This window comes from Microbispora catharanthi, assembly GCF_006334915.2.
GTDB lineage: Bacteria > Actinomycetota > Actinomycetes > Streptosporangiales > Streptosporangiaceae > Microbispora > Microbispora catharanthi.
The window spans coordinates 211,111-229,346 of sequence record NZ_VDMA02000013.1; the positions used below are offsets into that span (position 1 = coordinate 211,111).

23 protein-coding genes are annotated in these 18,236 nt (G+C 71.6%); 12 read left to right on the forward strand and 11 right to left on the reverse strand.

Annotated elements, in window-relative coordinates; all coding sequences use genetic code 11:
• The first annotated feature begins 120 nt into the window (after positions 1 to 120).
• From FH610_RS24335 to FH610_RS24345, 3 genes are read left to right on the forward strand one after another with little or no spacing between them, the layout of a single operon-like run.
• Positions 121 to 1,779 carry an NAD(P)/FAD-dependent oxidoreductase gene (locus FH610_RS24335; RefSeq protein WP_139577086.1) on the forward strand — a complete coding sequence of 553 codons (1,659 nt, stop codon included), beginning with the start codon at positions 121 to 123 and terminating at the stop codon, positions 1,777 to 1,779.
• Positions 1,776 to 3,224, forward strand: a complete 1,449-nt coding sequence (locus FH610_RS24340) for an ATP-binding protein (protein ID WP_139577087.1) — start codon at positions 1,776 to 1,778, stop codon at positions 3,222 to 3,224. The genes FH610_RS24335 and FH610_RS24340 overlap by 4 nt, the downstream gene beginning before the upstream one ends.
• A 36-nt stretch (positions 3,225 to 3,260) precedes the next feature.
• Positions 3,261 to 4,124 (forward strand): NAD(+)/NADH kinase, encoded by an 864-nt coding sequence (locus FH610_RS24345; RefSeq protein ID WP_239108155.1) that lies wholly within the window; start codon positions 3,261 to 3,263, stop codon positions 4,122 to 4,124.
• Positions 4,125 to 4,149: 25 nt separating this feature from the next.
• Here the strand turns inward: FH610_RS24345 and FH610_RS24350 are convergent, their stop codons facing one another.
• Positions 4,150 to 4,569, reverse strand: coding sequence for a MerR family transcriptional regulator (locus FH610_RS24350; RefSeq protein ID WP_139577088.1), 420 nt, complete (start codon positions 4,567 to 4,569; stop codon positions 4,150 to 4,152).
• A 55-nt stretch (positions 4,570 to 4,624) separates the two neighbouring features.
• On the opposite strand from FH610_RS24350, the gene FH610_RS24355 reads away from it, so the two are divergent.
• Positions 4,625 to 5,578, forward strand: a complete 954-nt coding sequence (locus FH610_RS24355) for an SDR family NAD(P)-dependent oxidoreductase (protein WP_139577089.1) — start codon at positions 4,625 to 4,627, stop codon at positions 5,576 to 5,578.
• Positions 5,579 to 5,634: 56 nt separating this feature from the next.
• On the opposite strand, the gene mgrA is transcribed toward FH610_RS24355, so the two are convergent.
• From mgrA to FH610_RS24390, 8 genes are all read right to left on the reverse strand, one after another.
• The gene (mgrA, locus tag FH610_RS24360; protein ID WP_139577090.1) at positions 5,635 to 6,630 is read right to left on the reverse strand and encodes an L-glyceraldehyde 3-phosphate reductase; all 996 of its coding nucleotides are present in this window, start codon (positions 6,628 to 6,630) and stop codon (positions 5,635 to 5,637) included.
• A 150-nt stretch (positions 6,631 to 6,780) separates the two neighbouring features.
• Entirely contained in the window at positions 6,781 to 7,278 is a 498-nt protein-coding gene (locus FH610_RS24365) for a hypothetical protein (protein ID WP_139577091.1), read from the reverse strand.
• Entirely contained in the window at positions 7,275 to 7,811 is a 537-nt protein-coding gene (locus FH610_RS24370) for an RNA polymerase sigma factor (protein WP_139577092.1), read from the reverse strand. The genes FH610_RS24365 and FH610_RS24370 overlap by 4 nt, the downstream gene beginning before the upstream one ends.
• Before the next feature lie 194 nt (positions 7,812 to 8,005).
• Positions 8,006 to 8,632 carry an alpha-ketoglutarate-dependent dioxygenase AlkB gene (locus FH610_RS24375; protein ID WP_139577093.1) on the reverse strand — a complete coding sequence of 209 codons (627 nt, stop codon included), beginning with the start codon at positions 8,630 to 8,632 and terminating at the stop codon, positions 8,006 to 8,008.
• A 66-nt stretch (positions 8,633 to 8,698) separates the two neighbouring features.
• Positions 8,699 to 8,851, reverse strand: coding sequence for a hypothetical protein (locus FH610_RS42935; protein ID WP_161628070.1), 153 nt, complete (start codon positions 8,849 to 8,851; stop codon positions 8,699 to 8,701).
• 30 nt (positions 8,852 to 8,881) lie between these two features.
• Positions 8,882 to 9,337: a hypothetical protein gene (locus FH610_RS43805; protein WP_205826010.1), complete on the reverse strand. Its 456-nt coding sequence runs from the start codon at positions 9,335 to 9,337 to the stop codon at positions 8,882 to 8,884.
• Entirely contained in the window at positions 9,334 to 9,732 is a 399-nt protein-coding gene (locus FH610_RS24385) for an SgcJ/EcaC family oxidoreductase (RefSeq protein WP_139577094.1), read from the reverse strand. Before FH610_RS24385 ends, FH610_RS43805 begins: the two co-directional genes overlap by 4 nt.
• A gap of 121 nt (positions 9,733 to 9,853) precedes the next feature.
• Positions 9,854 to 10,453 (reverse strand): PadR family transcriptional regulator, encoded by a 600-nt coding sequence (locus tag FH610_RS24390; protein WP_139577095.1) that lies wholly within the window; start codon positions 10,451 to 10,453, stop codon positions 9,854 to 9,856.
• A gap of 230 nt (positions 10,454 to 10,683) precedes the next feature.
• Between FH610_RS24390 and FH610_RS24395 the strand changes: the two genes are divergently transcribed.
• Complete coding sequence (locus FH610_RS24395; RefSeq protein ID WP_139577096.1) at positions 10,684 to 10,887, forward strand: hypothetical protein; 204 nt, start codon at positions 10,684 to 10,686, stop codon at positions 10,885 to 10,887.
• An 18-nt stretch (positions 10,888 to 10,905) separates the two neighbouring features.
• Here the strand turns inward: FH610_RS24395 and FH610_RS24400 are convergent, their stop codons facing one another.
• On the reverse strand, positions 10,906 to 11,133 hold the full coding sequence (locus FH610_RS24400) for a hypothetical protein (RefSeq protein WP_139577097.1): 228 nt from the start codon (positions 11,131 to 11,133) through the stop codon (positions 10,906 to 10,908).
• A 181-nt stretch (positions 11,134 to 11,314) separates the two neighbouring features.
• Here FH610_RS24400 and FH610_RS24405 point away from each other — a divergent pair, with 181 nt between their 5' ends.
• The 7 genes from FH610_RS24405 (at position 11,315) to FH610_RS24435 (ending at position 17,402) form a co-directional block, all read left to right on the forward strand.
• Entirely contained in the window at positions 11,315 to 12,655 is a 1,341-nt protein-coding gene (locus FH610_RS24405; protein ID WP_139577098.1) for a helix-turn-helix domain-containing protein, read from the forward strand.
• A gap of 85 nt (positions 12,656 to 12,740) precedes the next feature.
• A complete protein-coding gene (locus FH610_RS24410; protein ID WP_139577099.1) occupies positions 12,741 to 13,355 on the forward strand; it encodes a TetR/AcrR family transcriptional regulator in 615 nt (204 codons plus the stop codon).
• Positions 13,356 to 13,414: 59 nt separating this feature from the next.
• On the forward strand, positions 13,415 to 14,326 hold the full coding sequence (locus FH610_RS45290; RefSeq protein WP_205826011.1) for a LysR family transcriptional regulator: 912 nt from the start codon (positions 13,415 to 13,417) through the stop codon (positions 14,324 to 14,326).
• A 188-nt stretch (positions 14,327 to 14,514) separates the two neighbouring features.
• Positions 14,515 to 15,228, forward strand: a complete 714-nt coding sequence (locus FH610_RS24420) for an SDR family NAD(P)-dependent oxidoreductase (protein WP_139577101.1) — start codon at positions 14,515 to 14,517, stop codon at positions 15,226 to 15,228.
• A gap of 36 nt (positions 15,229 to 15,264) precedes the next feature.
• Positions 15,265 to 15,633, forward strand: a complete 369-nt coding sequence (locus tag FH610_RS24425; RefSeq protein ID WP_139577102.1) for a YybH family protein — start codon at positions 15,265 to 15,267, stop codon at positions 15,631 to 15,633.
• Positions 15,634 to 15,735: 102 nt separating this feature from the next.
• Positions 15,736 to 16,353: a VOC family protein gene (locus FH610_RS24430; protein WP_139577103.1), complete on the forward strand. Its 618-nt coding sequence runs from the start codon at positions 15,736 to 15,738 to the stop codon at positions 16,351 to 16,353.
• On the forward strand, positions 16,350 to 17,402 hold the full coding sequence (locus FH610_RS24435; protein ID WP_139577104.1) for an alcohol dehydrogenase catalytic domain-containing protein: 1,053 nt from the start codon (positions 16,350 to 16,352) through the stop codon (positions 17,400 to 17,402). The genes FH610_RS24430 and FH610_RS24435 overlap by 4 nt, the downstream gene beginning before the upstream one ends.
• Here the strand turns inward: FH610_RS24435 and FH610_RS24440 are convergent.
• Positions 17,380 to 18,207 carry an oxidoreductase gene (locus tag FH610_RS24440; protein WP_139577105.1) on the reverse strand — a complete coding sequence of 276 codons (828 nt, stop codon included), beginning with the start codon at positions 18,205 to 18,207 and terminating at the stop codon, positions 17,380 to 17,382. The two genes, FH610_RS24435 and FH610_RS24440, sit on opposite strands and share 23 nt — an antisense overlap.
• Between the last annotated feature and the right edge of the window lie 29 nt (positions 18,208 to 18,236).

An 18,236-nucleotide genomic window follows, 5' to 3' on the forward strand; every position in this document is an offset into this window, starting at 1 on the left:
TGGCCACGCCCCCAGCCTCGGCCATGACCGGCGGCGGGGCGACCGGCGAACGTCCCCCTACCGTGGGACCTATGTCCCGGGGGTGCCGTTCAGCGAAGAGCCGCCAGTACCGTGTGAGTTGTGCAGAATGCCGCGATCCTCACCGTCGATGACGACCCTTCCGTCTCCCGGGCTGTGGCTCGTGACGTACGCCGCCGATACGGCGACCGCTACCGGGTGATCCGAGCCGAGTCCGGCCCCAGCGCGCTCGACGCGCTGCACGAGATCAAGCTGCGCGGCGAGCAGGTCGCCGTCATCCTGGCCGACTACCGGATGCCCCAGATGAACGGCATCGAGTTCCTCGAAGCGGCCATGGACGTCTTCCCGCTGGCGCGCAGAGTGCTGCTGACCGCCTACGCCGACACCGACGCGGCCATCAGCGCGATCAACATCGTCGATCTCGACCACTACCTGCTCAAGCCGTGGAACCCACCGGAGGAGAAGCTCTACCCGGTGCTGGACGCGCTGCTGGAGGCCTGGCTCGCCACCCCCGCCGTGACGATGCCGGAGACCAAGGTCGTGGGTCATCGCTGGTCGGCGCACTCGTTCACGGTGCGCGACTTCCTCGCCCGCAACCTCGTGCCGTACCGCTGGCTGCGGGCCGACGAGGCCGAGGGCGTACGCCTGCTGACCGCCGCCGGGATGAGCGAGGCGGACGTGCCGGTGGTGATCACCACGGACGGCAAGGCCCTGGCACGGCCCACGGAGGCCGATCTCGCCGCGCACGTCGGCATGGCCACCACCCCGGCCTCGGATCTCTACGACCTCGCCGTGATCGGCGCGGGCCCCGCCGGCCTCGGCGCCGCGGTGTACGGCGCGTCCGAGGGACTGCGCACTCTGCTCGTGGAGCAGCGGGCCACCGGCGGTCAGGCCGGGCAGAGCAGCCGGATCGAGAACTACCTGGGCTTCCCCGACGGGGTCTCCGGCGCCCAGCTCACCGACCGCGCCCGCAGGCAGGCGCTCAAGTTCAACACCGAGCTGCTCACCACCCGGGAGGTCGTCGGCCTCCAACGAAGCGGTTCGGCCACCCTGCTGCACTTCGGCGACGGCACCGCCGTGACGGCGCACACGGTCGTGCTGGCGACCGGCGTGTCCTACCGGCTCCTGGACGCGCCCGGCCTGGCCGACCTGACCGGCCGGGGCGTTTTCTACGGTGCCGCCGCCACCGAGGCCCCGAGCTGCGCCGGGGAAGAGGTCTACATCGTCGGCGGCGCGAACTCGGCCGGGCAGGCGGCGGTGTACTTCTCCCGGTACGCCCGCAAGGTGCACATCCTCATCCGAGGAGAGGACCTCACCCGGTCGATGTCGCAGTATTTGATCGATCAGATCGAGGCCATTCCGTCGATCGAGGTCCATCCGCGCACGCAGGTGGTCGGCGGCGAGGGCCGCGACCACCTGGAGCGCCTGATCCTGTGCGACGGGCGGACCGGCCTGACGACCGCCGTGCCGACGTCGTGGCTGTTCGTCTTCATCGGGGCGGAACCGCGCACCGACTGGCTCGGCGACGTGGTCGCCCGCGACGGATCCGGCTACGTGCTGACCGGCTCCGACCTGCTGGCGGACGGCCGCCGCCCGGCCGGGTGGACGCCGTCCAGAGATCCTTATCACCTGGAGTCGAGCATGCCCGGCGTCTTCGCGGCGGGCGACGTGCGGGCCGGATCGGTCAAGCGCGTCGCCTCGGCCGTCGGCGAGGGCGCCATGGCGGTCTCGCTCGTCCACCGCTATCTGGAGGCTCGATGACCGACCATCCGAGTGAGCCGACACTGTCGCCTGACGAGCTGCGCACCCTGTTCCTGTTCGAGGCGCTGGACGACGCGCAGCTCGCCCGGTTGTCGGAGGCGGGCCGGGTGGAGCGGCGGCTCGCCGGGACCCGCGTCTACCAGGAGGGCGACCCCGCCACCTGCTTCTTCGTGCTGCTGAGCGGCACGGTCGCGATGAGCAGGCGGGTGCAGGGCGACGAGGTCGAGGTGAGCCGCACCGGCCAGCGCGGCGTGTACGGCGGCGCCACCCAGGCGTACATCACGGGGGAGTTCTCCCAGCTCTACATGAACACGCTGACCGCGGTCACCGACGCCGAGTTCTTCGTGCTCCCGGCCGAGGTGATCAGGGCGTGTGTGCGCGAGTGGTTCCCGATGGCGATGCACCTGCTCGAGGGGCTGTTCCTCGGCATGCGCGCCACCCAGACGATCGTCGGCGAACGGGAGCGGCTGCTCGCGCTCGGCTCGCTGTCGGCCGGTCTGACGCACGAGCTGAACAACCCGGCGGCCGCCGCCGTACGGGCGACGTCGGCGCTGCGCGAGCGGGTGGCGGGCATGCGGCACAAGCTCGCCATGATCGCCGACGGGCGGCTGGACGGCAGTCAGCTGCACGACCTGGTGGAGCTCCAGGAGGACGCGGTCAAGCGGTCGGCCTCCGCCCCCGACCTGACGCCGCTGGCGCGCTCCGACGCCGAGGACGCGGTCGCCGACTGGCTGGACGACCACGACATCGTCGGCGGCTGGGACCTGGCGGCGACGCTGGTGGCCGGCGGCCTCGACGCGGCCTGGCTCGACCAGATCGCCGGGGCGGTGGGCGAGGAGAACCGGGAGGCCGCGGTCCGGTGGCTCACCTACACCGTGGACACCGAGCTGCTGATGTGCGAGATCGACGACGCGGTCAACCGGATCTCCGGCCTGGTCGCCGCCGCCAAGCAGTACTCCCAGCTCGACCGCGCCCCGCACCAGACGGTCGACGTGCACGACCTGCTCGACGCCACGCTGACCATGCTGCACGGCAAGATCCCCGAGGGCGTCCGCACGGTCAAGGAGTACGACCGGTCGCTGCCGCTCATCCCGGCGTACGCGGCGGAGCTGAACCAGGTGTGGACCAACCTCATCGACAACGCGCTCGGCGCGATGGACGGCACGGGCACGCTGACCCTCCGCACCCGGCGCAAGGACGGCCACGTGATCGTCGAGGTCGGCGACACCGGCTCCGGCATCCCGCCCGAGGTCCGGCCCCGCATCTTCGAACCGTTCTTCACCACCAAGCCCGTCGGCGAGGGCACCGGCCTGGGCCTGGACATCTCCTATCGGATCGTGGTCAACAAGCACCACGGGGACATCAGGGTGGATTCGCGTCCCGGCGACACCCGGTTCCGGGTCTACCTCCCGGTGGACCAGGCCGCCCCGGAGCCCGTTCGATAGGGCCGCCCACAAACGGCCTGGCCGTACAGTGTGGACATGGGCATGGTCAGCACCGTGGGTCTCGTCCTGCACCCGCAACGCGACTCCAAGGAGGCGATCGACACGATCGTCGAGTGGGCGCGCAAGCGGGACTGCACGGTGCTGGGGCTGCCCGACGAGGTGGGGCGCATCGACTGCAGCGCCATCGCGGTGGACGCCCCGACCCTGGTCAGACGGTCCGACCTGCTCGTCAGCCTCGGCGGCGACGGCACGATGCTGCGCACGATGCGCCTGATCGCCGGGCGGCCGACCCCCGTCCTCGGGGTCAACCTGGGACGGCTCGGCTTCCTCGCCGAGATCGACGTGGACGAGCTGGCCCCCGCGCTGTCCGCGATCGACGAGCACCGATACACGGTCGAGCCGCGCATGGCGGTCCGGGCGACCAGCCACGACGGCCGGATGGTGACCGCGTTCAACGACATCGCCCTCGTCCGAATCCCCGGCGACGGGCTCGCGGCCGTGTCCGTCTCTGTCTACGGTGAGCCGTTCGTCCGGTACGCCGCCGACGCCGTGATCGTCTCCACCTCCACCGGGTCCACCGCGTACAGCTTCTCGGCGGGCGGCCCGATCGTCTCCCCCACCGTCGAGGGCTTCCTCGTCGTCCCGGCCGCCGCCCACTCGGCGTTCAACCGGGCGCTGGTCCTGTCGGCCGACGAGGAGGTGACGCTCGACGTGCTCCCGACCAGCGGGCAGCTCGCCCTGGAGGTCGACGGCACCATCGGCGGCCACCTGTGCCCCGGCGACCGGCTCACGGTGACCGCGCTGCGCGCCGCCGCCCGCGTGGTGCGGCTCGGGACGACGACCTTCTACGAGCGGGCCCGCCGCAAGCTCCGCGTGAACGGCAGCGCCGAGGTCGACTGACCGCGGCGCCCCTCACGCCGCCGGATCATCGTGACGGCGTCGGCGACCAGAGTCCCGCCGCGGTCCCGTCGCGCAGGTGCCCGCGATAGGTGACCACCTTGTCGTGGATGACGGCGAGGCTCGCGTCGAGCTCGGCGATCCGTGCCCTGACGGTGCGCTCGTGCTCCTCCAGCAGAGCGAGACGCTCGTGCTCGTTGCCCGGCCCCGACCGTACGAGCTCGGCGAACCTGCGCAGGGTGGCGATGGGCATGCCGGAGTCGCGCAGGCGGTTGCACAGGACCAGCCACTGCACGTCCGCCGGGTCGTACATTCGCTGTCTTCCGGCCGATCGGGGGATCGGGCGGAGGAAGAGCCCCTCGCGTTCGAAGAACCGCAGCGCGTGCACGCTCAGCCCGGTCGCCTCCGAGACCTGCCCGATGGACAGAGCTTCCGTATGCCTGGTCATGCGGCGGATCGTACAGCTTGACCTAGAGCACACTCTAGTTTCTAGCGTCCTTCTCATGACGACACAGCACAGGATCGGCAGTGGTTTCGGCGCCCGCAGCACCGCGCGCGAGGTGCTCGCGGGAATCGATCTGTCCGGCCGGACGGCCCTGGTCACCGGGGGGTACTCCGGGCTCGGCCTGGAGACGACGCGGGCGCTGAGCACGGCGGGGGCTCAGGTGATCGTCCCCGCGCGCAGGCCGGCGGTGGCGAAGGAGGCGCTGCGCGACATCCCGGGCACGGAGACCCGCGAACTCGACCTGGCGGACCTGCAGAGCGTTCGCATGTTCGCGGAAACGCTTGTGGAGACCGGCAGGACCATCGACATCCTCATCGCCAACGCCGGCATCATGGCCTGCCCGGAGACCCGCGTCGGCCCCGGGTGGGAGGCCCAGTTCGCGGTCAACCACCTCGGTCACTTCGCCCTCGTGAACCGCCTCCGCCCCGTCCTGGCCGCCGGAGGGTCGCGGGTGGTGTCGGTGTCGTCCGCCGGCCACTTCGCGACCGGGATCCGATGGAACGACATCCACTTCCGCGACGGGTACGACAGGTGGCTGGCCTACGGGCAGTCGAAGACGGCGAACATCCTGTTCGCCGTGCGCCTCGACGCGCTCGGTGCGGCCACCGGCATACGGGCCTTCTCGTTGCATCCGGGCGAGATTCTCACTCCCCTCCAGCGGCACATCCCCCGCGAGGAGCAGATCGCCCTCGGCTGGATCTCCCCCGACGGCACGGCGGCGGAGGGCTTCAAGACTCCGGAGCAGGGCGCGGCCACGACGGTCTGGGCGGCGACCTCTCCCATGCTCGCGGATCACGGCGGGGTCTACTGCCAGGACTGCGACGTCGCCGAGCTCGCCACGGCCGACGACATGGACACCGGAGGGGTCAAGCCGTGGGCGATCGACCCCGAGGAGGCGTCCCGGCTCTGGGACCTGTCGTGCGAGCTCACGGGCGTCGACGCGTTCTCCTGACGCGGACGGCCGGGGCGGCGTGTGCGCGCCGGCCCCGGGGACCGCGTCCGCGTGGCCTACAGCAGGCTCTCGATCTCGGACAGCTCCTCGGCGGTGAGCGCCGGTGCGGCCAGGGCGGCGACGTTCTGTTCGAGCTGCCCGACCGAGCTCGCCCCGACCAGCACGGACGTGACCCTCTGGTCGCGCAGGATCCACGCCAGTGCGAGCTGCGCGAGCGACTGGCCGCGCTCCTGGGCGATCTTGTTCAGGCCGCGCAGGGTCTCCAGCAGATCGGGGGTGAGCCGGTCGCGCTTCAGGAAGTGGCCGATCGCCATCCGCGAGTCGGCCGGCACCTCGCCGTCGAGGTAACGCCCGGTGAGCAGGCCCTGCGCCAGCGGCGAGTAGGCGATGCACCCCGCCCCGGCCCGCTCCAGCGTGTCCAGCAGGCCGTCCTCCACCCAGCGGTCCAGCATGGAGTAGCGCGGCTGGTGGATCAGGAGCGGGGTGCCCAGCTCGCGCAGCACGGCGGCGGCCCGCTCGGTCTGCTCGGCGGAGTAGTTCGAGATGCCCACGTAGAGCGCCTTGCCGGAGCGCACCGCCGTGTCGAGGGCGCCCATCGTCTCCTCGATGGGGGTGTCCGGGTCGGGCCGGTGGGAGTAGAAGACGTCGACGTAGTCGAGGCCCATCCGGCTCAGCGACCGGTCGAGGCTCGCCAGCAGATACTTGCGCGACCCCCACTCGCCGTACGGCCCGGGCCACATGTCGTAACCCGCCTTCGTCGAGACGAACAACTCGTCGCGGTAGGGCCGGAAATCGGCGCGCAGGTGGCGGCCGAAGTTCTCCTCCGCCGAGCCGTACGGCGGGCCGTAGTTGTTGGCCAGGTCGAAGTGGGTGATGCCGAGGTCGAAGGCCCGGCGCAGAACGGCGCGCTGCACGTCGAGCGGGTGGCCGTCGCCGAAGTTGTGCCACAGCCCGAGGGAGATCTCGGGGAGCAACACGCCACTCCTTCCGCTGCGCCGGTACCGCATGTCGTCGTATCGAGCGGGGGCGGGGACGTAGGGGTGCGGGATCATCCGTGGCCTTTCTTACGCGACTGGGCCGGTCCTTTGCCGCGGCCTTACTCAAGGACTACCAGCAAACCGCACATGTCTACGGCGGCGGATCTCGGGACGCGGGCCGTTCCGGTCAGTCTCGGCGTCGCATCGACAGAGAGGCGATCCCGGTCAGGGCGAGCGCGTTCCCCCCTCCTCCCGGCCGGTCAGCTCGTGCATGCGCCTCAGCAGCGCCGCCCGCCGCGCATGGGCGCGCACCGCCAGCACCAGGGCCACCGCGACGAACAGGCCCCCGACCGCCAGGGCTGGCCCCGCCCCGCTGCCGCGGCCTACGGCCACGACCGTCACGACCGCCGTGGTGGCCAGCGAGGCGGCCAGGCCGATCCAGGCGGCGATCACCTGGTCGGTGGCGAACAGCGGAACCCGGCGCGTCAACAGCCACCCGCCGTATCCGGCCCAGGTCAGGCAGAACACGGTGAGCATCGCGAACGCCAGATGCGTGCGGCCGGGCAGCGGGCCGGGCTCCGACCACCACAACGCGCTCACGAACACCGTGCCCGCCATGCCGGCCAGCAGCGCCGTCACCGCCCGGATGCGGGTGGTCAGCGACAGCGCCGGCGCCAGCCGCTCGATCATGTCCTGCGCCGGCAGGCGCGGCTCTTCGGTCATGGCCGGTATCCCTTCTCCTCCAGGTGCTCACGCAGCAGACGACGGGCGCGGTTGAGCCGGGACTTGACCGTTCCGGCAGGAATCTGGCAGATGTACGCGCATTCCTCTATCGGCAGGTCCTCCAGGTAGAACAGGACGAGGATCTCCCGCTCCGGCACCGGCAGGTCTGACAGCACGTTCACCAGCGCGGCGCGATCCACCATGGCCTCGGCCGGGTCTTCGGCGATCCCCTCGCCCACCATGTCGCCGAGTCCGGACGTTTCCTGGGCCCAGGCGTACTCGCCGCGCAGCCGGTCGGTGACCGACCGCCGGGCGATCGTGAACAGCCACGGCGCGAACCGGCCGGGCTCCCTGAGCCGGGGCAGGCCGCGCACCACGGCCAGCCAGATCTCCTGGGTCACGTCGTCGGCCCGTTCGCCGTCCAGCATGCGCCGCACGTACGTCCACACCGGCATCCGCCACCGGGCCAGCAGCTCGGCCAGCGCCGCACGCTCGCCCAGCTGAGCGCGAACCACCAGCAGCTCATCGGTCATCTCGTCCTCCCGTCATCATGGACAGTCGGACGAGAAGCCGTGCGGGTTCACGATGCGCGGATCACGATGCCGAGCACGGTCACCGCGGATCGGGATCGAGGTGCCTGAAGACCGCGGCGCGGCTGCCCGGAGATCCATCGCGTCCCGCGGCGGTGAGGGCGTCGCGCCGGCTGTCAGGGGCGGGCCGCGATCCCTCAGCGCACGCCTCTCGGGCGGAACTGGACGCTGATCCGGGCGCCGATCACCTTGGCCGACTTGGGGATCGCGTGCTCCCAGGTGCGCTGACAGCTTCCGCCCATGACGACGAGGTCGCCGTGGCCCAGGTCGTGCCGCAGCGCCGGGCCCCCGCCGCGCGGGCGCAGCAGCAGCGGGCGCGGCGTGCCGACCGACACGATCGCGACCATCGTGTCCTGCGTGCTCCCCCGCCCGATCGTGTCGCCGTGCCAGGCGACGCTGTCCCTGCCGTCACGGTAGAGGCACATCCCCGCCGTACGGAACGGCTCGCCGAGCTCCTCCCCATAGTGGGCGTTGAGCGCGTCCCTCGCCTCGGCCAGCACCGGGTCGGGAAGCTCCTCGTCCTCGTCGTAGAACTTCAGCAGGCGCGGCACGTCCACGACCCGGTCGTACATGTGCCTGCGCTCGGCGTGCCACGGCACCGCCTCCAGCAGGCGTTCGAAGAGCGCGTCGGCCCCCTCGATCCAGTGCGGCCGGACGTCGATCCAGGCACCGCGCTCCAAGGAGGTGCGCCGCACGGACGAGCCGAGCGGGCCGACATGAACATCTTCACCCCAGTCCAGCAGTGAAGCCTGAAAAGCCGTCATGCGACTATCGTATTAGAACATCTATTCGATCATGTCCGGCTCCGCCGCCATCGCGAACCGAGCTCGTCACAGCACGTCGAGGTCGAGGCCCGGCGGCGGGCCGGTGACGGTGGCATGACCCGCCGCGTCCACGGCGACGCCCGCCTCCGCGCCCGCCACCCACAGTCCCCGGGCCGACAGCGCTCCGAGCGGCGCCCCGGCCATGGACCGCAGCAGCACCCGCCCCCGCCGGGCCGGTCCGGGGACGCCTCAGGGACTGTCCAGCAGGCGGACCGGGCAGTGCAACTCGGCGCCCACCCGGTCGAGCAGGACCGCGAAGCCCGCACGCGTGGCCGGTCGGAACCCGAGGAAGAACCGGTTGGCCAGGGGCACCCCCCATCTCAGCCGCTCGGCCACGTTGCGGACCTGGTAGACCAGCAGCGTGCCGGCGGGGTCGGGTGCGAGGCGGTACTCGCCCCGCCACCACCAGCCCCCCTGCGCGGCCAGCCGGTCCCGGCCCACCTCGACCGTCATCGCGTGGCCGGGCGCGGCCAGGACGAAGCGGTCCGGCCCGCCCGTGAGCGTTCCGCCGTGGTCGGCGAACGGGAAGCAGTTGTCGCGTCCCACCGGCCCCGGCCGTACGCGCAGGAGCAGGCCTGCCACACGCTCGACCGGCGCCTCGACGACGCCGCGCACCTCGCAGAGGAGGGTTCCGGCGGCCGTCACGGCGTGCCGATCCGCGTGTTCTGGAACGACGAGAAGCGCCAGCCGTCACCCTCCCTGACCGCCGTGAACGTCATGATCGAGTCGCGGCGCGGATCGGCCGCGCCGTCCGGCAGGGCCGAGCCCCCTGTGGTGACGACCAGCGCCGCGTCCGGGCTCAGGAAGCGGATCTTCCGCAGCGGCGGCGCGGCGGCGGGCCCGCCCAGGCGAGACCCCTTCAGCGGGCCCTCGAACAGCGCCCGATGGCTGTCCTCGATGGCCCGGCGGCCCTCCATGTGGAGGCCGAAGAACGTCACGTAGTCGGCGTCCTCGGTGAACAGCCCGGCGAAGGCGGCGGCGTCCGCGTCGTTCCAGGCCGCGGTCAGCGCGTCGAGCAGGCGGTGGATGTCGTCGGACATGGGTGCGGCTCCTCTCGGATGACCGCGAAGCCGCCTATCCTCTGGGGTGCGAGTCCTGATCGGCCGCTTCGCGGTGGTCGGGTCCGGCGCCGGCCGGATGTTGGCGCATCCGGCCGGCGCGTCACTGTCGGTCGAGCTGTCCGCTGTTCGAATCGGCGCTCCAGGAGACCTGGCCGGACCGGATCTCGGCGAGGGTCGCGCGGACCCACTCCAGCTCGGCGGCCTTCATCGCCCGGTCGTACTCCACCTCCAGCAGCAGCACGCGCGGCAGGCCTGAGCCGGTGAGCGCCTCGATGTGCGCGTCGGCGGAGACGATGGCGCCCTCCAGCGTGGCGGCCCGGGTGCCCAGCGCCCGCTCCGCCTCGGGGACCGGAAGGCATCCCATCAGCGACACCGCGGCCACGAAGACCTTGGTGTCTCCGTCCGGCTGTTCCAGGAGACGGCGCAGCCGCGTGCCCAGCTCGGCCCGCCCCTCCTCGGTCACCTGGTAGACCGTACGCTCCGGCCGGCGGCCCTCCCTGCTGGTCTCCACGGGGGCGATGAGCTCCTCGCGGGCCAGCCGGTCGACCGCGTGGTAGAGGCTGCGCGGCAGGCCGCTGATGTAGTCCTTGTGCGTGTCGATGACGAACCGGTGCAGCTCGTAGGGGTGCGCGGGCCGTACGGACAGCAGGGCGAGCACCGTGAGCCCGACCAGGTCCCTGTCCGCCCGTCCCCGCGCCATCACTCCCCCATTGCCTTATTGCAACTCGCACTATAGCGATGCGCATCTGAGGCGGGAAGCCCTTACACGGAGACCTGCGGGCGGCGCCGGGCGGCGAATGGAGGTGCCGACGAACGCCACGCCGGTGATCCTCGACACCGTACGGAAGGAGCTGAGGCGGCAGACGGGACACAATGCGGACGAGAAGGACGGCACGATCTCCTCGTCTGAGCAGCGGAGGGCATGGGCGGATGGACCTGTTGCAGATCAAGTTCTGGGAGGCGGACGACTACCGGCCGGGCACGAAGGGCCACGAACGCCGGTGCAGTTGGGGCGGGTCGTCGTGCGCGTCACCGGCCGAGTTCACTGTCACCGATCGCGCAGGCGCCCACAACGGCGCCTGCGCGGTTCACGTCGTCGACTACATCAGGGACCGTCTCCGGCACGGCCGCTGACCGCGCCGCGACCCCCGGTCACCCGGCGGCGGCGGGGTCGGCGGCGAACGCCGCGATCAGCTCGGCCTGGGCGGCCAAGGCGGCGGCGAGGGCCTCGGGGTCGTCGGCGTCGAGCGTCATCGCGCATCCCATGCGGATCGCGTCGAGGTCCACCGGCCCGCGCCTGGTCGCCCACCAGCGGCCGACATCCGACCGCCAGATGATCCAGCCGGTATGGACCCGTGCGATGTCCTCCAACGTGGTCATGTCACCCATCTCCAACGGCTGCTCGCGGAAGTGGGCCAAGCTAAGCGCTTTTGAAGCGGTTGGAGTATCAGCCAGGAGACGTCCAATCACAGCCAGTAGCCACGCGAACACGGAATCTCCCGTAGTGTCAGCGTGTCACGCTGACACAGCGTGCTTGCGGTCGTGCGAGGAGGGGTGCGACATGCCGGCCAACCACCGCCATCCGCCGAACCGCCGGCTCGCGTGGGAACGCCTGCAGCGCGGGTGGTCCTACGAGGAGCTGTGCGAGCGCATCCGTACGTCCATGCGGTCGTGCGACGAGAAGGACACCGGCCTGACGGCCAACACGGTGCGGCGGTGGGAGACCGGGGAGCGGTGGCCGGATCCGCGCTACCGCAAGCATCTCGTGACGATTTTCGACAAGCCCGCGAGCGAGCTGGGACTGCTCACCCCCGACGAGATGGCCATGCGGCCGGTCACGGAGGTGGTGGACGAGATACGGAGGCTGCTGAGCATGATCGTCGCAGACGGCATCGACCGCTCCACGTTCCTGCGGGGGCTCCTCGGCGCGGGCGTGCTCGCCCCGCTCCTCGGCGAGGGCGGCGAGCGTCTTCCCGCGGCGGTGGAACGCGGGCGCGGGGTCGACGCCGAGTCGGCCGAGGCGTTCGCCCGGGTCGTCGACAAGCAGGGCGCCCTCTACTGGACCTCGCCGCCGGACGACATCTTCCAGGCGTCGGTCGCGCACACCCGGCTCGGCATGAGCCTGCTGCGGGCGGCGCCGGAGGGAGCGGTCAGGCAGACGCTGGCCGAGGCGGCCGCGCGCTCGGCCCTGCTGTCGGGCAGGGTCGCCTTCTTCGACCTGAACGACGGCCCAACCGCGGCGCGGCTGTACCGGATGGCCCTGTCGGCCACCCGGGAGTGCGGCGACCATCCGCTCGCCGCCGCCGTGCTCGCCCACGCGGCGTTCGTGCCGGGGTTCGAGGGCAACCGTACGGACGCCCTGGGCCTGCTGGACGCGGCGTTCGCGCACGCCTGGCACGGCGTCGGCCCGCTCACGAGGGCATGGCTGCACTGCGTGGCCTCGGAGATCTCGGCCCGCTGCGGCGAGCCGAAGGAGTGCATGCGCCACATCGACCGCGCCGACCACATGGTGGACGCGGGCGGCGACGACCCGCCCTGGCTGGACTTCTTCGAGCGGGCCAGGCTCGACGGCTTCGCCGGCTACAGCGCGCTGACGGCGGGCAACCACGAGGAGGCGGCCCGCCGGCTGCGCAAGGCGCTCGACGACCTGGGCCCGAACGGCGGCAAGCAGCGCTCGGTGCTGCTCGCCGACCTCGCCGCCGCCCACGCCTCCACCGACGGCGACCAGGCCGCCGAACACCTCAGGCAGGCGGTCGACGCGCTGGAGGATCAGTGGTACGCGATCGGGCACGACCGCGTACGCGGCGTGCTGAAGGTCCTGCCGCCCGCGGGGCAGACGCGGGCGCTGGACGAACGGCTGACCGACCTCGGCCGTTCGAGTCATCCCGAACTCATGATGTGACGACGGCCCCGCCCGCCACCTCGCGCCACCGCGGACTGCGAGATCTCTGAGGTAGCGCCTATACGACCGGTCGTATAGTGACCTTATGGGACGGACCAGCGATGCCAGGGAGAAGATCCTCGGCGCCGCGCGAACGCTCATCGAGCTGCGCGGTTACTCCGCCTTGGGCGTGGCGGAGATCTGCAAGGCGGCCGGCGTGCCCAAGGGCAGCTTCTACTACTTCTTCGAGACCAAGGAAGCCCTCGCTCTGGCGGTCATCGACGAGCACTGGGCCGACCAGGAGCGGGCCTGGAAGCAGATTCTGTCCAGCGAGGCGGAGCCGCTGCACCGTCTGCGCCGGCTGTTCGAAGCGGCCCAGGCCGCCCAGCGTGCCGGGCAGCGGGACTGCGGCACCGTCTCGGGCTGCCTGTTCGGAAACCTCTCGCTGGAGATGAGCAACCAGACCGAAGCCATCCGCGGGCGGCTGCAGGAGATCTTCGACGCGCAGGTCGAGATGATCGATGCGGTCATCGTCGAGGCCCTGGCGCGTGAGGACGTCACCGTGGCCGACACCCGGGAAGCCGCACGGTCGGTGGTGGCCCAGTTGGAGGGGCACGTTCTGTTCGCCAAGCTCTACAACGACACGCGGCGGCTCGGCCCCCTGTGGGCCAACTGCCTGGCGCTGCTCGGTGCCCGCGCCGAGGCGGCCGCCGGGCTTTGACACCCGCCCGGATGGTCGGGCTGGTAGGCGCAGCCTCTCGCCGTCCTAGCATGGCGAGCGTGGAGTTGCGCCAGCTGCGGTACTTCGTCGCGGTCGCCGAGGAACTGAACTTCGGCAGCGCCGCCAGGCGCCTGCTGATCGCCGGCCCTTCCCTGTCCCAGCAGATCAAGGCGCTGGAGCGCGACCTGGGCGTGCGCCTGTTCGACCGGGACCGCCGCTCGGTGTCCCTCACCCCGGCCGGTTTCGCCCTGCTTTCCGACGCCCGGGCCCTGCTGGAACGCGCCGACGACCTCCGGCACCGGGCCCGCCGGCTGGCCGGATCCGAACCGGTCCGGCTCGGCTACGTCAACTGGCTGCCATCGGACCTGATCGCCCGCACCGCGGCGGTGGCGCAGGTCAATGTCGACGCCTGGGTCGCGCCCTCGCACACCCAGGCCGCCCGGGTCGCCGAAGGCGGCCTGGACCTCGCGATCTGCTGGCTGCGCACCGACGATCTGGAGCGACGCGGCCTGCACGCCCAGCTCATCGGCGCCGACCGCCTCTACGCCGTGGCCACCGGCCGTGACACGACCGCGGTTCCCGCCCGGGAGACCGGCGTCCTCCTCGACGAGGACACCACCTCCTGGGCGTCCTGGAACGCTTACGCCGAGGAACTGGCCGGCCGGACCGGGGCCCGCGCGGTACGCATCTCCGACGGCGGCATCACCGGCCCGGCGTTCTTCGACCATGTGCGCCGCTGCCGCCGCCCGGTCGTCAACTCTCCCAAGGGCCAGGCCACCCCGCTGCCGCCGGACCTCGTCCGGCGGCAGGTCATCGCGCCGGAGATCTACTGGACCTGGTCTCTGGTGTGGCGTCGCGGCGAAGTCCGCACCTCGGTGCTCGCCGTCGTCGAGGCTCTGCGCACCGACGACCGCTTCGGGATCCACGGCCCGGACGCCTGGCTGCCCGAGGGCGACCCGCACCGTCGCTAGCCCTCGCCCCCGGGCCTAGGTGCGCTGATCCGGGTGTAGGAGCCTGCGCCTATCAGTTGGAAGGATTCCGGTTCTGGCTGAGGCGCCGTGAACCTTTGATTTCTCCTCTCCGGCGGCCTAAGTTCACAGGCAGAAATAGACGACCGGTTGACTAGTAACCGATCGGTTCCCTCTGGAGGAAAGCAATCATGAGCATTCAGCAGCAGAAGGTCGCCCTCATCACCGGCGCGTCGCAGGGCATCGGCGCCGCACTGGTCGAGGCCTACCGCAAGCTGGGCTACGCCGTCGTCGCCGTCTCGCGCACCATCGCGCCCTCCGACGACCCCGGCGTCCTCACCGTCCAGGGCGACGTCGCCGACCCCGCCACCGCCGAACGCGCAGTCGCGGCGGCCGTCGAGCGGTTCGGCCGGGTGGACTCCCTGGTCAACAACGCGGGCATCTTCGTCGCCAAGCCGTTCACCGACTACACCCTCGACGATTACACCGCCGTGACCAAGGTGAACCTCGACGGCTTCTTCCACGTCACCCAGCTCGCCATCGCGCGCATGCTGACCCAGGGCGGCGGCCACGTCGTCACCATCACCACCAGCCTGGTGGACAACGCCGACTCCCGGGTCCCGTCCGTGCTGGCCTCGCTGACCAAGGGCGGCCTGCAGTCCGCGACCAAGTCGCTCGCCATCGAGTACGCCACGCGGGGCATCCGCGTCAACGCCGTCTCGCCCGGCACCATCAAGACCCCCATGCACCCCGAGGAGACCCACGAGGCCCTCGCAGCGCTGCACCCGGTAGGCCGGATGGGCGAGCCGAGCGACATCGCGGACGCGGTCGTCTACCTGGAGAACGCACCCTTCGTCACCGGTGAGATCCTCCACGTCGACGGCGGCATGAGCGCCGGCCACTGATCCGCGAGCCCCGGTTCCACCGGCAGGAGGCGCCTGATGACCAGCGACAAGGACAGGGAAACGATCCTCAGGGACGTCCTCGACCGGTGGAAGGCCGGCGTCGACGCCCACGAACCGCAGCAGATCGCCGCCCTGTTCACTGAGGACGCGATCTTCCAAGGGCTGCGCCCCTACACCGTCGGGAGGCCGGGTGTAGCCGCCTACTACGACTCCCAGCCGCCCGGACTGACGGCCGCGTACCGCATCCTGGAGACCGCGGCCCCCGCCGACGACCTCGTCCTCGGATACCTGGCCGTCGACTTCTCCTTCACCGACCGCCCCACCCTCGACGTCTGTCTCAGCGTGCTGGTGAAGCGGACGGAGGAGGGCTGGCGCATCGGCCACTACCAGGTCTCCCGACTGTGAGCCCCGCCGCTCGTCCGGGACGGCCTGGCCGACCCGGACGCCCGCCGCTCGGAGTCTCGTCGTTTCGGCATTTCCTCACAACCAGCGCAGGAGGCGCAGGGCATGGACATGAAACTTGAGGTCGTCGTGGTGCCGGTCTCGGACGTCGACCGGGCCAAGGACTTCTACACGGCGCTGGGGTGGCGGCTGGACGCCGACATCGCCACCGGCGAGGGGTTCAGGGTGGTGCAGGTGACCCCGCCCGGCTCGCCGGCGTCGGTCATCTTCGGCACGTCGGTCACGTCCCAGACGCCGGGCTCGGCCCAGGGCCTGCATCTGATCGTCGACGACATCGAAGCCGCGCACGACGAGCTCAAGCGGCTCGGCGCCGACCCGAGCGAGGTGTTCCACGACGCCGGTGGCATCTTCCACCACGCGGGCACCGACGCCCGAGTGCCCGGCCCGGATCCACAGCGCCGCAGCTACGGCTCGTTCCTGTCGTTCGGCGACCCGGACGGCAACGGCTGGGTGGTGCAGGAGGTCACCACCCGGCTCCCGGGACGGCTGGACCCGCCGGTCGCCACGTTCGTCTCGGCCCCGGACCTCGCGGCCGCGCTGCGCCGTGCCGCGGTCGCGCACGGCGAGCACGAGGCGCGCATCGGTGCCGAGGACCCCGACTGGCCGGACTGGTACGCCGGCCACATGGTGCGCGAACAGGCCGGAACGGACCTGCCGGCATGAGCGCCTCCACCTACCGTGCCGTCACCGTCACCGGCCGGCGGCAGTTCGACCTGGTCGAACGCGAGCGGCACGAGCCGTCACACGGGCACGTGCGGATCCGTGTCGAGGCCTGCGGCATCTGCCACACCGACGTGCTCGCCGTCGAAGGGCTGCGGCCCGACCCCTCGGCGCCGATCGTGCCCGGCCACGAGATCATCGGCGTGATCGAGGCCCTCGGCGAGGGCGTCGGCCCGGCGTGGCAGATCGGGGAGCGTGTCGGCGTCGGCTTCCTCGGCGGCCAGGACAACGCCTGCGAGCCGTGCCGGCGCGGAGACTTCGTCAACTGCTCCGATCAACCGCGTACGGGCACCGACGTCGACGGCGGCTACGCCGAGGTGACCTACGCACGGGCGACCGGCCTCGTTCGGATCCCGCCCGAGCTCGGCTCCCTGGCCGGTGCGCCCCTGCTGTGCGCGGGCCTGACCATGTACAAGGCGCTGCTGTCGGCGGCCCCGCGTCCCGGCGCGCTGGTTGCGGTGCAGGGACTCGGCGGCCTCGGCCACCTCGGCCTCCAGTACGCCCGGGCGCTGGGCCATCGGGTCGTCGCCATCGCGCGAGGCAGCGGGAAGGCTGCGCTGGCCGCCGAACTCGGTGCCGACGACTACATCGACACCACGCGGACCGATCCCGGCGCCGCCCTGCAACGGCTGGGCGGAGCGGCCGTCATCGTCGCCACCGCGGCCTCGGGTGCGTCGATGTCGCCACTGGTGCCGGGGCTCGGCCGGCGTGGGCAACTGGTCGTCGTCGGGGCCGCTCCCGATCCGATCCAGGTGGCGACGAGCGACCTCATCTTCGGTGAGCGCGTCGTGCGCGGCAGCCTGACCGGCACGGCGATCGACAACGAGGACAACCTGCGGTTCGCGCTCGACCAAGGCATCCGCTCCCGCAACGAGGTGTTCCCGCTGAGCGAGGCGCCCAAGGCCTACCAGCGCATGATCTCCGGTGACGCCCGCTTCCGCGTCGTCCTCGACCCCAGCGCCGGCGACTCTAGACGCTCGTCGCCCGGCTGAGCTTCTCCCAGTCGTCCAGGTCCGCGCGGAGCATCTCGTGGTGGGCGCGGATGGCGTCCACCGCGTCGTCGCCCAGGGCGAGCCGCAGCGGCGGCTCGTCGTGGTCGAGGACCTGGAGGATCGCCTGCGCGGCCTTGGCCGGGTCCCCCGGCTGGGCGCCGTCCATCTCGTCCACCGCGGTCCGGGTCGCGCCCGTGGACACCCGGTAGGCGTCGATGGGCTCCGAGCGGTGCATGCGGTGGCCGCCGAACTCGGTGCGGAACGCGCCCGGCTCCACGATCAGCACCCGTACGCCGAAGGGCGCGACCTCGGCGGCGAGCGCCTCCGACACTCCCTCCAGGGCGAACTTGGCGGCGCAGTAGGCGCCGAAGCCCGGCATGCTCAGCTGCCCGCCCATCGAGCTCATCTGCACGATCGTCCCGCTCCCCTGCCGGCGCAGACGCGGCAGGACGGCCTTGGTCACGGCCACCGCCCCGAAGAACATGACCTCCATCAGCGCGCGCAGGTCGGCCATGTCGAGCTCTTCGACGGCCCCCACCGACCCGTGGCCGGCGTTGTTCACCACCACGTCGATCCGGCCGAAGGCCGACAGGGTCTCGGCCACCGCGACGTCGATCGACGCGGCGTCGGTGACGTCCAGCCGTGCGACGCGCACGCGGTCGCCGCCCGTTTCCGCCAGGTCCGCCAGCGTCTCGGGGCGTCGCGCCGTCGCCATCACCCGGTCACCGGCGGCCAGAGCGGCCTCGGCCAGCTCCCGGCCGAAGCCCGCAGAGCATCCGGTGATCAACCACACCCGTCCGGTCATGGTCCCACTCCTCGTCCTCGTGATCAGTG

Excerpts from the sequence above, each read along its gene's own strand:
- FH610_RS24340 (WP_139577087.1), top strand. The coding sequence starts at position 1,776 with ATGACCGACCATCCGAGTGAGCCGACACTGTCGCCTGACGAGCTGCGC.
- FH610_RS24345 (WP_239108155.1), top strand. The coding sequence starts at position 3,261 with ATGGGCATGGTCAGCACCGTGGGTCTCGTCCTGCACCCGCAACGCGAC.
- FH610_RS24350 (WP_139577088.1), bottom strand. The coding sequence starts at position 4,569 with ATGACCAGGCATACGGAAGCTCTGTCCATCGGGCAGGTCTCGGAGGCG.
- FH610_RS24355 (WP_139577089.1), top strand. The coding sequence starts at position 4,625 with ATGACGACACAGCACAGGATCGGCAGTGGTTTCGGCGCCCGCAGCACC.
- mgrA (WP_139577090.1), bottom strand. The coding sequence starts at position 6,630 with ATGATCCCGCACCCCTACGTCCCCGCCCCCGCTCGATACGACGACATG.
- FH610_RS24365 (WP_139577091.1), bottom strand. The coding sequence starts at position 7,278 with ATGACCGAAGAGCCGCGCCTGCCGGCGCAGGACATGATCGAGCGGCTG.
- FH610_RS24370 (WP_139577092.1), bottom strand. The coding sequence starts at position 7,811 with ATGACCGATGAGCTGCTGGTGGTTCGCGCTCAGCTGGGCGAGCGTGCG.
- FH610_RS24375 (WP_139577093.1), bottom strand. The coding sequence starts at position 8,632 with ATGACGGCTTTTCAGGCTTCACTGCTGGACTGGGGTGAAGATGTTCAT.
- FH610_RS24385 (WP_139577094.1), bottom strand. The coding sequence starts at position 9,732 with ATGTCCGACGACATCCACCGCCTGCTCGACGCGCTGACCGCGGCCTGG.
- FH610_RS24390 (WP_139577095.1), bottom strand. The coding sequence starts at position 10,453 with ATGGCGCGGGGACGGGCGGACAGGGACCTGGTCGGGCTCACGGTGCTC.
- FH610_RS24395 (WP_139577096.1), top strand. The coding sequence starts at position 10,684 with ATGGACCTGTTGCAGATCAAGTTCTGGGAGGCGGACGACTACCGGCCG.
- FH610_RS24400 (WP_139577097.1), bottom strand. The coding sequence starts at position 11,133 with ATGACCACGTTGGAGGACATCGCACGGGTCCATACCGGCTGGATCATC.
- FH610_RS24405 (WP_139577098.1), top strand. The coding sequence starts at position 11,315 with ATGCCGGCCAACCACCGCCATCCGCCGAACCGCCGGCTCGCGTGGGAA.
- FH610_RS24410 (WP_139577099.1), top strand. The coding sequence starts at position 12,741 with ATGGGACGGACCAGCGATGCCAGGGAGAAGATCCTCGGCGCCGCGCGA.
- FH610_RS24420 (WP_139577101.1), top strand. The coding sequence starts at position 14,515 with ATGAGCATTCAGCAGCAGAAGGTCGCCCTCATCACCGGCGCGTCGCAG.
- FH610_RS24425 (WP_139577102.1), top strand. The coding sequence starts at position 15,265 with ATGACCAGCGACAAGGACAGGGAAACGATCCTCAGGGACGTCCTCGAC.
- FH610_RS24430 (WP_139577103.1), top strand. The coding sequence starts at position 15,736 with ATGGACATGAAACTTGAGGTCGTCGTGGTGCCGGTCTCGGACGTCGAC.
- FH610_RS24435 (WP_139577104.1), top strand. The coding sequence starts at position 16,350 with ATGAGCGCCTCCACCTACCGTGCCGTCACCGTCACCGGCCGGCGGCAG.
- FH610_RS24440 (WP_139577105.1), bottom strand. The coding sequence starts at position 18,207 with ATGACCGGACGGGTGTGGTTGATCACCGGATGCTCTGCGGGCTTCGGC.